A 13,316-nucleotide genomic window follows, 5' to 3' on the forward strand; every position below is an offset into this window, starting at 1 on the left:
CTCGAGGTGATCCACGACGAGGGACGCTACCGGATCGACGACATTGCCCTGGAGATCGCCGCCAGCGTCACCGAGCGCTACTCCTACGCCTACGGCAGCTACGACAGCGTCAGCGGCTGGACGGAGTGGCAGCGCAGCTTTCGACGCGGCGACTGGGAGGTCAGCACCCTGACCCGCACCCTGTTGACCAGTGATGCCGACAACTTCCGCATCCGGGCCACCCTGGACGCCTGGGAGGGGGATACCCGGATCTATGCGCGGACCTGGGACGAGACTATTCCCCGCGATCTCGTCTAGCGCGGGAGGGGCTGCTATGGTGGCGTCCTGATGCCACAGGGACGTCCCGCATGAGCCCGATTCCCGCCGCCGCCGTGCCGGCGACACCCCGCGTCACGCGCAAGGAGATCCTCGGCTGGGCGATGTTCGACTTCGCCAACCAGGCCTATACCCTGCTGATCGTCACCGTGGTGTTCGGTGAGCTCTTCACCACGGTGATCGTCGGCGACCGCGGCGACGGCTATCGCCTGGCCAACTTCCTGTGGAGCCTGGCATTGGCGGTCAGCTACCTGCTGGTGGTAGTGACCGGCCCGCTGTGCGGGGCGGTGATGGACTACTGGGCGGCCAAGAAGGAGTTCCTGTTCGTCAGCTACCTGGCCACCGTTGCCACCACTGCCATGCTCTACTTCGTGGCGCCGGGCTATGTGGTACTGGGCCTGTTGTTGATCATGGTCTCCAACTACGCCTATTCCATGGGCGAGTCCTTCATTGCCGCCTTCCTGCCGGACCTCGGCCCGCCGCAGGATCTGGGCAAGATCTCCGGCTTCGGCTGGGCGCTGGGCTATGTCGGCGGGCTCTTCGCCGCGGGTTTCACCCTGGTGGTGCTGGGAGAGGCCACAGCGGAGAACTTCGAGCGCATCCGCTGGGTGGGGCCCTTCGCGGCGGGGTTCTTCCTGATCACTGCCATCCCCACTTTCCTGTGGGTGAAGGAACGCGGCACGCCCCAACCGCCCGGCAAGCCCTATCGCGAGATCGCCCTGGGGCGCGTCTCGACGACCCTGCACGAGCTGCGACGCTTCCGCGACCTGGGCATCTTCCTGGTCTCGCTGCTCTTCTCCATGGCCGGCGTCTACATCATCATCGCCTTCGCCTTCATCTATGGCGCCCAGGTGATCGGCTGGGACGAGTCGGTCCGCAACATCATGTTCATCATCGTGCAGATCACTGCGGCGGTCGGGGCGTTGGGCTTCGGCTTTATCCAGGACCGCATCGGCACTCGGCTCACCTACCTTTTCACTCTGGGGCTCTGGGTGGCGGCGATACTGGCCATCTGGGCCACGCCGGAGGTCACCGCCTTCCTGCATGCCCGTTTCGGGATCGATTGGGAGGCCCAGCACCTCTTCCTGGTGGTGGGGTGCCTGGCGGGGCTCTCCCTGGGCTCCAGCCAGTCCGCCAGCCGTGCCCTGGTGGGGCTCTTTTCGCCGAGCCGCAAGGCCGCCGAATTCTTCGGCTTCTGGGGCTTGGCCAACAAGCTCGCCGGGGTCATCGGTATCATCGGCCTGGGGCTGCTGCAGTCGCTGGTAGGTCTCAAGGCGTCGATCCTGCTCTGTGCGGTGCTCTTCGTCATCGCCATCCTGGTCTGCCTGTTCGTCGACCAGGCGCGGGGCCAGCAGGCGGCCCGTGATTGGGACGCGCGCAACGGACGCTAGGATGTCGGTGACCCGTCGCGGAATGCCCTTATGGCATCATGGTCTCAAAGGGGAGTCGTCGGGAGGGAAGATTATGAATGAGGAGCGAGCCACCCGCCGGGCCGGCCTGGGCATGATGCTGCTGTTCTGGGTGCTCTTCCTGGGAGGCGGGGCCTGGTGGTTCCAAGGCTACCTGGAGGCGCAGCGCAATCCCAATGCTCACCTCGCCGATGTCGTGATGGGAGAAGGCGAGCCAGTGGTGCTGGAGCGCAACCGCGCCGGTCACTTCGTGGCCACCGGGCGCATCAACGACCAGCCGGTGGAGTTTCTGCTTGACACTGGCGCCACCTATGTTGCGGTCCCGGCTGCGATGGCGGAGCGGCTGGGGCTCGAGAGTACCGGCACCGCCTGGTTCAATACCGCCAACGGGCGGGTTCGCGGGGAACTGACGCGGCTCGACGAGGTGAGCCTGGGTGGGTTCGCCGCTCGGGACGTCCGCGGCTCCATCAGCCCGGGCCTCACCGGCGAGTCGGCCCTGCTGGGCATGAGCTTCCTCGACCGTTTCGACATCGAGATTCGGGGTGCGCGGATGGTGTTGCGCCCCGCGGAGCGTCTCTGAGGTGGCGATGGTGATCCGCTCGATTCTGCGACGCCTCCCACAGGCCCTGCGTGGCTGGGTGCTCATGGCCTGGCGGGTCAGGCGCGCCGTGGTCGCCTACCGGGTCACCATGCTGGCGGCCGGGGTGGCCTTCTATGCGATGCTGGCGCTGTTTCCGGCGATTGCCGCCATCATCTCCCTCTGGGCGCTGGTGCTCGACCCGCAGGACATGGCCCGCCAGATCGGCGAGGTGAGCCGCCTGATGCCTCCCGGTGCGGCACGGCTGGTTCAGGACCAGGCCCGGGAGATCGGCGAACATACCCAGGCCGGGCTCAGCGCCACGGCCCTGGGCGGCCTGTCGATCGCCATATTCGTCGCGTCCAAGGGAGTGCGCGGTCTGCTGGTCGGTCTGGCGGTGGTGCATGGTGAGACCGAACGTCGTGCCCTCTGGCAACGCAGTGTGATGATCCTGGCCCTGACCCTGGGGCTGGTCGTCACCACCCAGGTGGCGATCGCCTTCGTCGCGCTCTTCCCCCTGGCCATCGAGATGATGGGCCTGGAGGGGCCGCTCTTCACCCTGATCGGCCTGCTGCGCTGGCCGTTACTGCTGTTGGCGATGATGGTGGTCATCGCCGTCTTCTACCGCTTCGGCCCCTACCGGCAGACCCCGCGCTGGGAGTGGATCCGCGTGGGAACCCTGGGCGCCACCCTGCTGTGGCTGCTGGGCTCCGGCGGGCTATCGCTCTATGCGCGCCACGTCGCCAACCTTGGCCAGCTCTATGGTTCCCTTGGCGCGGTAGTGGTGCTGATGCTGTGGTTCTGGCTGTCGGCCTTCGTTGTCTTGCTCGGCGCCCTGATCAATGTGCAGATGGGGCGATCCCCGCTCGCCGACGCCGAGGCCCCGACTTCATGATGACTCCGCTGCAACGCCTCGCCGCTGTGGGCTGGACAGAATGCCAGCCGATGCCTCCTCGGCCCTGATACCATGGATGCATGAACAGTATTTCTGCCACCGCTCCGGTCACCGCTTCCCTGGACAACCCGCGCTACTACCTGGCGAACTTCCGCTTCGTTCTGGCGTGGGTGGCCGAGCGCCACGGTGACCTGCTGGACGCGGCCGAGCACGACTTCCTGTCGGACTTCGCCGCCCTGCCCGAGGCGTCACAGGCGCTGCTGGTGCGCATGGTGATGCGCAAGGGCGAGCACTTTCGCACCTCGCGCCTGGGCTATCCCGAGATCGGCGACACCGAGGCGGCGCTTGCGCCTCTTGTAGCGGTGGGGCTGGTCGATGCCGTCCCCTTGCTTGGCCTCGAGGAACTCTTCCGGCAGTTGCGCCTTCCAGAGCTGCGCCGAGCCCTGGCCGACGCGATCGCTGAGACGGGGCTGCCCGCCGCTACCGGCAAGGCCGCACTGCGCGAGGCGCTGGCGCCGCGGCTCCCCGAGCCTCGCCCGCTCGCCGACTGGTGGCCCGAGGCGCCGGACCGGGTCGTGCGCCTTGCCGTGATGGCGACCTGCGACCGGCTGCGGCTGATGTTCTTCGGCAACCTGCGCCAGGACTGGGCCGAGTTCGTGCTCACCGAGCTCGGCCTGCAGCGCTTCGAGCGGGTGGCGATCACGCCCGACTCCCGGGCCTTCCGGCGTCGCTCGGAGGTGGATACCTATCTGGCCCTGCACCGCCTGCGCGAACGGCTCGAGGCCGGGGAGGCGGTATCGGGGTTGCGGGCCGAGTTGCCCGCGCTGCTGGTCGACAACGCCTGGCTGGCGGCGCGCCACCGGCGGCTCTGCGTGGCGCTGGGGCGCCAGGCGGAGCGTGAGGGCGAGGGCGAATCGGCCCTTTCCCTCTATGCCCAGGCCGGTTGGCCGGAGGCGGGCCAGACCGGCAGCGTCGAAGCGCGCATCCGCCGCCTGCGCCTGCTGGAGCGCCGCGGGGAACACGCCGAAGCCCTGACACTGGCCGAACCCCTGGCAGAGGCTGCGGCCAGCGAGGAGGAGGTCCAGGCGCTGGCGCGGCTGGTGCCGCGGTTGTGTCGCCGCCTGGGGCTTGCCCCGCCAGCGTCGTCCCGTGAGCCGGCACCCCAACAGTGGACCCTTAGTTTGCCACCCGCTCCGGTGGAGGCCGCAGTACGCGATCACCTGCATTGCGAGGCAGCGCCGGTGCACTACGTGGAGAACAGCCTGCTCACCGGGCTCTTCGGCCTGCTCTGCTGGGAAGCGCTCTTCGCGCCGCTACCCGGCGCCTTCTTCCATCCCTTTCACCACGGTCCGGCGGACCTCTACCGCGAGGACTTCGTGGAACGCCGCCGTGCCCTGTTCGATGCCTCCCTGGCCCGGTTCGACGATGGCGGGTATCGCGAGGTGATCCGCGCCACCTGGCGAGAAAAGTACGGGCTGGCCTCACCCTTCGTGCACTGGGGAGCACTCGACGAGGTGCTGCTCGAGCGGGCGCTGGTTTGCCTGCCGGCCGCCCACCTGCGCGCCTGCTTCGAGCGGTTGCTCGGTGACCTCAAGGCCAACCGGGCCGGCTTGCCGGACCTGATCCAGTTCCTTCCCGAGGCCCCGGAAGGCGAACCGCGCTACCGGCTGATCGAGGTGAAGGGGCCGGGCGACCGGCTGCAGGACAACCAGCGCCGCTGGCTGGCCTTTTTCCATGCCCGTGACATGCCCGCCGTGGTCTGCCATGTGCGTTGGGGGGTGGACGGAGAGTGAGCGATGGACGACGAATGAGCGAGGTGGCGAGCTATCGGGTGGCGGTGCGTGCGCTGTGCGATTTCACCGCACGCGAGGGGGACCTGGACCATCGCTTCACCCCCGCCCCCAGCGCCCGGGAGGGCATCGACGGCCATGCCCGAGTAGCAAGGCGGCGTGGCCAGAGCTATGAGGCCGAATTGCCGCTCTCCGCCTGCTGCGAGGGGCTCAGAGTGAGCGGTCGTGCCGACGGCTTCGACCCGGTGGCCAATCAGCTGGAGGAGGTCAAGACCCATCGCGGGCGCCTGGAGCGCATGGCCGACAACCAGCGGGCCCTGCACTGGGCCCAGGTCAGCGTCTATGGCGCGCTGCTGTGTGCCGAGCGTCGCCTTGATTCGCTGACCCTGGCACTGGTCTACCTGGACATCACCACCGGCCGGGAGACCGTGCTGACTCGGAAGGCGAGTGCCACCGAGCTGCAGGTCTTCTTCGCGACCCAGTGCCGTCGCTTTCTCGCCTGGGCGGCGCAGGAGGCTCGGCATCGCGAGCGTCGTGATGCCGGGCTCGGTGAACTTGCCTTTCCCCACGACGCCTTCCGCCCCGGCCAGCGCGACCTGGCGGAGAGCGTCTACAAGGCGGCGAGCACCGGCCGCTGCCTGCTGGTCCAGGCCCCCACCGGGATCGGCAAGACCGTTGGTACCCTCTTCCCGCTGCTCAAGGCCATGCCCCGCCAGGGGCTCGACCGCGTGGCCTTCCTGACCATGAAGACCCCGGGACGCCGGCTGGCGCTGGATGCCCTGGTCGTCCTCGGGTCCGGGGCCCCCGGCAGCCCGGACGTCGTACCCGCGCCGCTGCGGGTGCTGGAGCTCACCGCTCGGGACAAGGCCTGCGAGTATCCCGACCGGGCCTGCCACGGCGAGGCCTGCCCGCTGGCGGCGGGCTTCTACGACCGGCTGCCGGCGGCGCGACAGGCCGCCGTGGCACGTGGCTGGCTGGACCGCGAGGCGCTGCGCGAGGTGGCCCTCGCCCATGGTGTCTGCCCCTACTACCTGGGGCAGGAGCTGGCGCGCTGGTGTGATGTTGTCGTCGGCGATGTCAACCACTGGTTCGATGCCAATGCCCTGCTTCACGGCCTTTCCCGGGCCAACGGCTGGCGCCTGGGCCTGCTGGTGGACGAGGCCCACAACCTGGTGGAACGGGCCCGCGGCATGTACAGCGCCGAGCTGGACCAGCGCCGGCTCGCTCGTCTGCGCCGTGAGGCTCCCATGGCCCTGAAGCGCCCCCTGGCGCGCCTGGCCCGGCAGTGGCAGGCGCTGGTCAAGGAAGCGGGGATGAGCGAAGCCGGCGAGCCGGGCCGGCCGGCCTACAGGGTGCTCGACGGCCTGCCCGACGGAATGGTCGCAGCCCTGCAGGGGGGCGCCAGCGCCATCACCGAACACCTGGGCGAGCACCCCGACCAGGCCTCCCTCGCGCTCCAGGAGCTGCTCTTCGAGGCGTTGGCCTTCACCTGCCTGGCGGAGTCCTTCGACGCGCATTCGCTGTGCGACCTGGCCCGTCACGGCCGTGGTCGGGCCGTGCTGGGGCTGCGCAACCTGGTGCCGGCGGACTTCCTGGCGCCGCGTTTCGCGGCGGCCCAGTCTGCGGTGCTCTTTTCGGCGACCCTGAGCCCCGCCCACTACCACCGGGACCTGCTGGGCCTGCCGGCCACCACGGTGTGGCGAGAGGTCGCCTCGCCGTTCGCCGCCGAGCAGCTCGAGGTGCGCATCCGTACCGACATCTCCACCCGGCTGCGCGACCGGCAGGCCTCACTGGCGCCCATCGTCGCCGAACTGGCCGATCAATATCGCCGCCGACCGGGCCACTACCTGGCGTTCTTCAGCAGCTTCGCCTACCTGGAAGCGGCCATGGCACGGCTGCAGGAGGCCCATCCAGAGATTCCCGTGCGCGCCCAGACCCGCGGCATGCGCGAGGCGTCCCGCGATGCCTTCCTGGCAGGTTTCACACCGGGCGGGCAGGGAATCGGCTTTGCGGTGCTGGGCGGAGCCTTCGCCGAGGGCATCGACCTGCCCGGCGAACGGCTGGTCGGTGCCTTCATCGCCACCCTGGGGTTGCCACCCTTCGACGACTTCAATGAGGCGCTCAAGGGGCGGCTGGCGGCACGTTTTGGCCTTGGCGACGACTACGCCTACCGCATCCCCGGGCTGATCAAGGTGGTGCAGGCGGCGGGCCGGGTGATCCGCGGTCCCGATGACGAGGGCACGGTGGTGTTGATGGACGATCGCTTCGCGCGACGCGAGGTGAAGGCTCGGCTGCCGGGGTGGTGGGCGATCGAGTGATCGCATCGCGTCTCAGCGCTGCCTGCGCGGAATCTCCTCCACACGCGTGGCGATATCCTCGTCCGCCTCGTAGAGCGCCTCGAGCTCCCGGGCGGCTTCGTGAATGGTCTGGATCTGCTTCTTCTCGTTGCCGAACACCTCGAGTTGGCGCAGCAGTGCCTGCTCGTCATGGGGGCGGAAGGTATCGATGGTCTGCTGGGCCTGCTCCCGGGGAATGCCCAGGCCGATCAGGGCGTCGCGGGTCAGCTCGAGGCTGGCGGGCAGCAGTTCACGCACGATATGGGTGATCCCGGCGCGCATCAGCAGGTGAGCGTGGTGGCGATTGCGCGCACGTGCATAGAGCTGGAGGTGGGGAAACTGGCGTCGGACTTGGCCGACGATGCGCATCGAGGCCTCGGGATCGCCCACTGCGACCACCAGCACCCGGGCCCGGTCGGCCCCGGCGGCCTTCAGCAGATCGATGCGCGAGGCATCCCCGTAGTAGACCTTGTTGCCGTAGCGGCGCACCACTTCGACCTGGTCGGCGTTGATGTCGAGCACCGTGTAGGGAATCTTGAGCCCCTGCAGGGCGCGCCCCATGATCTGCCCGAAGCGGCCGAACCCGGCAATGATGATCTGCGGGGCATCGTCGGGCAGTGTGTCATAAGGGCGCTTCGGCTGGCGGCGGGTGAAGAGCCGGCGAATGCCGTGGACATGCAGCTGGAAGAGCAGCGGCGTGGTCGCCATGGAGAGCGAGATCACCAGGATCAGCAAGCTGACCAGTTGGGTGTCGAGCAGGGCGGCGGTCGCCGCTGCGGAGAGCAGCACGAAGCCGAACTCGCCGCCCTGGGAGAGCAATACCCCCAGGTTGAGCCCATCCTTCCAGCCGGTGCCATGGAGCCTGGCGGCGACCAGCATGGCAATAGCCTTGAGCAGCACCAGCCCCAGGGTCATGCCGAGCACCGCCAGCGGCATCTCGCCGATCAGACGGATATCGGCCGTCATGCCCACGGCCATGAAGAACAGCCCCAGCAGCAGGCCGCGGTAGGGCTCGATGTCGGCCTCGATGTTGTGGCGGTACTTGGAGTCGGCGAGCAGCACGCCGGCGATGAAGGCCCCCAGGGCCATGGAAAGCCCGGCCAGTTCCATCAGCAGGGCGGCACCGATCACCACCATCAGCACGGTGCCGGCAAAGACCTCGCGGCTGCGAGTGGCCGCGGCATAGTGGAACAGCGGCCGCAGCAGGTAGCGGCCGCCGATGATCAGACAGAGGAAGGCACCGATGGCAATCAGTACCCCCTCGAGCAGAGGGATGAGACTATCCGCCATCAGGGCATCGGCGGCCAGCATGGGGATGATGGCCAGCACCGGGATCGCCGACAGGTCCTGGAACAGCAACAGGGCAAAGGCGTTACGGCCATGTCGTGTCTGCAGCTCCTTGCGTTCGCCGAGCAGCTGCAGCACCAGGGGCGTGGAGCAGAGCCCCAGGCTGAAACCCACCACCAGCGCTGCGGCGGGGGAGAGCCCCAGCCACCAGGCGGTCAGCGAAAGCAGGGCCGTGGTGATGGCCACCTGCAGGCTGCCGAAGCCGAACACCGCCTTGCGCATCACGCGCAGGCGCGAGGGCTTGAGTTCCAGGCCGATCACGAACAGCAGGAAGATGATCCCGACCTGGGAGAACTGCAGCACTGCCTCGGCGTCGGACACCAGGGCCAGAGCCGAGGGGCCGATGACCACCCCCGCGGCCAGGTAGCCCAGCACCTCGCCCAGTCCCAGGCGCTTGAAGACCGGTACGATCAGCACCGCTGACGCGAGGAAGATCAGCGCATTGAGCAGTAGGTCGATGGCCAAGGGACCTCCTTGCGAATGGCGATGAAGGGCCCCATTCTAACCGATGGAGGCCATATCGTGGTCATGCAAACGTCGGGCCAGGCCAGCGGGCTCGGCATCGAGAGGCCGCTGGCCCGGAGGCCCTGTCAGAAGGAGTGCGTCATGCGGCTCAATGCCGATTTCAGTCGCCGTGCGGTGGTCACTCCCGACCAGTACCGCTGGGTGGAATCCCCGACGCCGGGGGTGGAGCGGATGATGCTGGACCGGGTCGGCGACGAGGTGGCTCGGGCCACTTCCCTGGTGCGCTATGCGCCCGACAGCACCTTCCCGACCCATGAGCACGGCGGAGGCGAGGAGATCCTGGTGCTGGAGGGCGAGTTCGCCGACGAGCATGGCCGCTACCCCGCGGGCTACTATCTGCGCAACCCCATCGGCACCGCTCACGCCCCGCGGGTGGGCGAGGAGGGGGCGCTGATCTTCGTCAAGCTGCACCAGTTCTCGCCGGACGACACCGCACAGAAGGCCATCGACACCCGCGCCGAGACCTGGCGGCCCGGGCTCGTCGACGGGCTCGAGGTGCTGCCGCTTCACGACTTCGAGGGCGAGCACGTGGCGTTGGTGCGCTGGGCGCCGAACACTCGCTTCCAGCCCCATGCCCACTGGGGCGGCGAGGAGATCCTGGTCCTCGAGGGCACCTTCCACGACGAACATGGGGCCTACCCTGCCGGCAGCTGGCTGCGTAGCCCTCATCGCAGCGAACACACTCCCTTTACCCTGGAGGATGGTGCGCTGATCTACGTCAAGGTCGGGCACCTGCTGCCCGAGTGACCGGCGCGCCCCTGGTTGTGCGTTTCGCGGCGGCTGTGCTACTGCTGAGCGCGGCATTTCGCCGAATGGGAACGGACAAGGAGACGTCGCATGGGTATCGAAGTAGGTGGCCTGCTGGGCCTGATCTGGCTGATCATCGTTATCTGGGCCATCGTCAAGGTCGCCCAGAGCTCGGCCGGCGGGCTGGCCAAGCTGATCTGGATCCTGGTACTGCTGTTCTTCCCGTTGATCGGGTTGATCATCTGGTTTCTGTTCGGGCCCAAGGGGTAGCGATTCCCCGGCCCTCGACTCGCCCCATCGGCGGGACACCCGCCGCCCATCCGGATCGCGGGTGTCCCGCGGAGTGAGCCGGACTCCTCCGGCTCACGCCTCGTCCCGGCCCGCCTCTCGGGAAATCTCCGCCAGGGTGCGCCCCGTCACCACGGACTCGGGCTCGGTCGACGTCGGGTTGCGCCGTGCATCGGCGCCTTCGTCGTCCATCTTTACCAGTAACCAGTCCTTTCCCTGCGCCAGGTCCGTACGAATCAGTGCATAGCCCCCGCGCAGCTTCTCACCTTCCAGCCAGACGGTGGCATGGCCGTCTTCGAGCTGCTCGGCGACCGAGGAGCGTTCGTCGCCTTCCTTGAGGTTGCGGTAGTGACCGCGATCCCAGATCAGCACCGTGCCGGCGCCATACTCGCCCTCGGGAATCACGCCCTCGAAGTCGGCGTAGGCCAGGGGATGATCCTCGGTGGGGACCGCCAGGCGCTTGATCCGTGGATCGGTGGAGGGGCCCTTGGGCACGGCCCACGACTTCAGCACGCCGTCGACCTCGAGACGCAAGTCGTAGTGCAGGGTGGAGGCAGCGTGCTGCTGGATGACGAAGCGCGGCCGGTCGGCCTGCCTGCCGTCCCCCATGGGTTCGGGGGTGCAGCGTGGATCACGCTTCTCGCGGTAGCTTTTCAGGGTGTCGCGGGATGAGGCCATGTTCGCCTCCGGGCGGTTGGCTGTCCACTAGTGTAGCTGGCGCTCGGGGTTGTCCCGCGGTTCCCCCCGATCACACTTCACACACTCCAGAGCGAGACCGAGTCGCGAGCGCCGCCCGGCCTCGGTGGTCACCCAGGGGCGCTCGGTCCAGGGCGGCTGATGGCGCACATGCTGGTTGTGGCCGCAGGCGAGTTCCGCGACCCAGTGGTCCTCCTCGTCGAGGTGATAGCCGATGATGGGCTGCTGCATGGGAGGCTATCGCCGCGGCGGGGCCTTGTAGTGGCCGGGTACCGTCACGCGCTCGCCGTTGGGCAGGTCGCGGACATGGGCCGGTACGAAGACTCGCGTAATCACGCTTCTGGCCTTGCGCTCTTTCATGGGGGAACCCTCCGTGTCATCCCGGGACGTCACCCCCACCGTAGCGCTCGCGGCCACGGGGAATCAACGTCGGCCCGTTGCCCCGTCCAGCAGGTCGCTCTCGCCTTCCATCCCCGGGGCCAGCGGCCCCGGGGATGGTTCAGTGGCGTCTCGTTCCGTCAGCGGGACGCGAGCTGCCCTGGTGCAGTCGGGTGAAGCGCACCGGCGGGCTGTACTTCTCGCCGGCGGGGGCGCGCTCGGGGGCCGGGCGGACCCGCCAGCCCCGCGAGGTCGCCCACTCCTTGAGTTCCCGGTAGTCGAGCAGCGGGTAGTCCCGCGAGTAGGGATTGGGGGATGAAGATGGGAAGGCGAAGGCCACATGGGGATAGCGGGCCAGGGCGTCTTCGCTGTCATGGGCGCTCAGCGCCCGGTCCAGGGCGGACTGCCACGCCCGGGATTCGCGGGGTGCTACGGATTGGGGTGCATGCATCGGATTGCCCTCCGTTGTTGTGCCTGTTGCCGGGCCATGAAATACGCCCCGCCCGGCATGGCCGGACAGGGCGTCATCATCTGGGTGGCGGCAGGCTGGTGGGCGCGGGCGCGTCGCGTCTCACGGGTCGCGATGGGCATCTCCATCATGACGAGGCCTCCCTCCATCCTTGCCGGGGCGGAATGCCCCGGCCTTGCGTCTTCGGGATCAGTCCCAGCTCAGTGCGCCGCCCACCTGGTACTCGGTGACGCGGGTCTCGAAGAAGTTCTTCTCCTTGCGCAGGTCGATGATCTCGCTCATCCACGGGAAGGGGTTCTGCGCCCCGGGAAACTGCTCCTTCAAGCCGATCTGCGCCAGGCGGCGGTTGCAGATGAAATGCAGGTACTCCTCCATGATCGCCGCGTTCATGCCCAGCACGCCTCGGGGCATGGTGTCCCGGGCATAGGCGATCTCGAGCTCGGTGCCCTCGAGGATCATCTGGGTGACCTCGTCCTGGAACTCGGGGGTCCAGAGGTGCGGGTTCTCGATCTTGATCTGGTTGATCATGTCCACGCCGAAGTTCAGGTGCATGGACTCGTCGCGCAGGATGTACTGGAACTGCTCGGCCACGCCGGTCATCTTGTTGCGCCGGCCCATGGAGAGGATCTGGCTGAAGCCGCAGTAGAAGAAGATGCCCTCGGTGACGCAGTAGAAGGCGATCAGGTTGCGCAAGAGCTCCTGGTCGGTTTCCGGGGTGCCGGTCTGGAAGTCCGGACGCGCCAGCGACTGGGTATGCTTGAGGCTCCAGGCGGACTTGGCGGCCACCGAGGGGACCTCGCGGTACATGTTGAAGACCTCGCCCTCGTCCATGCCCAGCGACTCCACGCAGTACTGGTAGGCGTGGGTGTGGATCGCCTCCTCGAAGGCCTGGCGCAGCAGGTACTGGCGGCACTCGGGGTTGGTGATCAGGCGATAGAGCGCCAGCACCAGGTTGTTGGCCACCAGCGAGTCCGCCGTGGAGAAGTAGCCCAGGCTGCGCTCGACGATACGCCGCTCGTCCGCGGTGAGGCCCTCGGCACTCTTCCACAGCGCGATGTCGGCGTTCATGTTCACTTCCTGGGGCATCCAGTGGTTGGCGCTGCCGTCCAGGTACTTCTGCCAGGCCCACTCGTACTTGAAGGGCACCAGCTGGTTGAGGTCGGCGCGGGCATTGATCATCTGCTTGTCGTCGACCTCGATGCGCGCCGCGCCCATCTCCAGCTCCTCGAGCCCGGCGGCCACGTCGAGGGCCTCCAGCGAGGCTCGGGCACGCGCCAGGCGGTCACCCTCGGCAGCCTGGTAGCTGCCGCGACTCTCGGCAACGGCCACGTCGTCGGCCTGGGGTTCGGCAGCGTGCTGCGGCTTGGTCACCGGGGCCGGTTGTTCGGCCACGGTGGTCTCGTCTTCATGGAACTCGTCCCAATCGATCATGAGTCGTCCTGTCCTGTTGCTGGTGGCGTCAATGCATGACACCGGTCGCTAGACTTGTTGGCTTCGAGCTTCGAGCTTCGAGCTTCGAGCTTCGAGCTTCGAGCTTCGAGCTT

At 68.0% G+C, this 13,316-nt stretch carries 13 protein-coding genes and 1 pseudogene; 8 read left to right on the top strand and 6 right to left on the bottom strand.

From position 1 onward, the window contains the following. The 6 genes and pseudogenes from RI841_RS08785 to RI841_RS08810 all read left to right on the top strand — a co-directional run. Nucleotides 1-297, top strand: a pseudogene (locus tag RI841_RS08785) (peptidase S15); the annotation flags it as partial. A 50-nt stretch (nucleotides 298-347) separates the two neighbouring features. Continuing rightward, on the top strand, nucleotides 348-1,706 hold the full coding sequence (locus tag RI841_RS08790; RefSeq protein ID WP_310705219.1) for an MFS transporter: 1,359 nt from the start codon (nucleotides 348-350) through the stop codon (nucleotides 1,704-1,706). A 73-nt stretch (nucleotides 1,707-1,779) separates the two neighbouring features. Next, the gene (locus RI841_RS08795; RefSeq protein WP_310705220.1) at nucleotides 1,780-2,304 is read left to right on the top strand and encodes a TIGR02281 family clan AA aspartic protease; all 525 of its coding nucleotides are present in this window, start codon (nucleotides 1,780-1,782) and stop codon (nucleotides 2,302-2,304) included. Between the two features lie 7 nt (nucleotides 2,305-2,311). Further along, nucleotides 2,312-3,196: a YihY/virulence factor BrkB family protein gene (locus RI841_RS08800; protein WP_310705230.1), complete on the top strand. Its 885-nt coding sequence runs from the start codon at nucleotides 2,312-2,314 to the stop codon at nucleotides 3,194-3,196. 80 nt (nucleotides 3,197-3,276) lie between these two features. Beyond that, nucleotides 3,277-4,989, top strand: coding sequence for a VRR-NUC domain-containing protein (locus RI841_RS08805; RefSeq protein WP_310705221.1), 1,713 nt, complete (start codon nucleotides 3,277-3,279; stop codon nucleotides 4,987-4,989). Nucleotides 4,990-5,003: 14 nt separating this feature from the next. Beyond that, complete coding sequence (locus tag RI841_RS08810) at nucleotides 5,004-7,304, top strand: ATP-dependent DNA helicase (RefSeq protein ID WP_310705222.1); 2,301 nt, start codon at nucleotides 5,004-5,006, stop codon at nucleotides 7,302-7,304. Between the two features lie 12 nt (nucleotides 7,305-7,316). Here the strand turns inward: RI841_RS08810 and RI841_RS08815 are convergent, their stop codons facing one another. Continuing rightward, on the bottom strand, nucleotides 7,317-9,134 hold the full coding sequence (locus RI841_RS08815; protein WP_310705223.1) for a monovalent cation:proton antiporter-2 (CPA2) family protein: 1,818 nt from the start codon (nucleotides 9,132-9,134) through the stop codon (nucleotides 7,317-7,319). Between the two features lie 141 nt (nucleotides 9,135-9,275). Here RI841_RS08815 and RI841_RS08820 point away from each other — a divergent pair, with 141 nt between their 5' ends. Then, nucleotides 9,276-9,941: a cupin domain-containing protein gene (locus RI841_RS08820; protein WP_310705224.1), complete on the top strand. Its 666-nt coding sequence runs from the start codon at nucleotides 9,276-9,278 to the stop codon at nucleotides 9,939-9,941. A 90-nt stretch (nucleotides 9,942-10,031) separates the two neighbouring features. Further along, complete coding sequence (locus RI841_RS08825; protein WP_310705225.1) at nucleotides 10,032-10,211, top strand: PLDc N-terminal domain-containing protein; 180 nt, start codon at nucleotides 10,032-10,034, stop codon at nucleotides 10,209-10,211. 93 nt (nucleotides 10,212-10,304) lie between these two features. On the opposite strand, the gene RI841_RS08830 is transcribed toward RI841_RS08825, so the two are convergent. From RI841_RS08830 to RI841_RS08850, 5 genes are all read right to left on the bottom strand, one after another. Then, nucleotides 10,305-10,907, bottom strand: coding sequence for a DNA polymerase ligase N-terminal domain-containing protein (locus tag RI841_RS08830; protein WP_310705226.1), 603 nt, complete (start codon nucleotides 10,905-10,907; stop codon nucleotides 10,305-10,307). A 27-nt stretch (nucleotides 10,908-10,934) separates the two neighbouring features. Next, nucleotides 10,935-11,156 carry a DUF3565 domain-containing protein gene (locus RI841_RS08835; RefSeq protein WP_310705227.1) on the bottom strand — a complete coding sequence of 74 codons (222 nt, stop codon included), beginning with the start codon at nucleotides 11,154-11,156 and terminating at the stop codon, nucleotides 10,935-10,937. Nucleotides 11,157-11,162: 6 nt separating this feature from the next. Then, on the bottom strand, nucleotides 11,163-11,285 hold the full coding sequence (locus RI841_RS08840) for a hypothetical protein (protein WP_267902489.1): 123 nt from the start codon (nucleotides 11,283-11,285) through the stop codon (nucleotides 11,163-11,165). 139 nt (nucleotides 11,286-11,424) lie between these two features. Further along, entirely contained in the window at nucleotides 11,425-11,754 is a 330-nt protein-coding gene (locus RI841_RS08845; protein ID WP_310705228.1) for a hypothetical protein, read from the bottom strand. A 207-nt stretch (nucleotides 11,755-11,961) separates the two neighbouring features. Then, a complete protein-coding gene (locus RI841_RS08850; protein ID WP_310705229.1) occupies nucleotides 11,962-13,203 on the bottom strand; it encodes a ribonucleotide-diphosphate reductase subunit beta in 1,242 nt (413 codons plus the stop codon). Nucleotides 13,204-13,316: the final 113 nt, after the last annotated feature.

The sequence above is a fragment of the Halomonas sp. genome (genome assembly GCF_031581305.1).
Taxonomy (GTDB): domain Bacteria; phylum Pseudomonadota; class Gammaproteobacteria; order Pseudomonadales; family Halomonadaceae; genus Halomonas.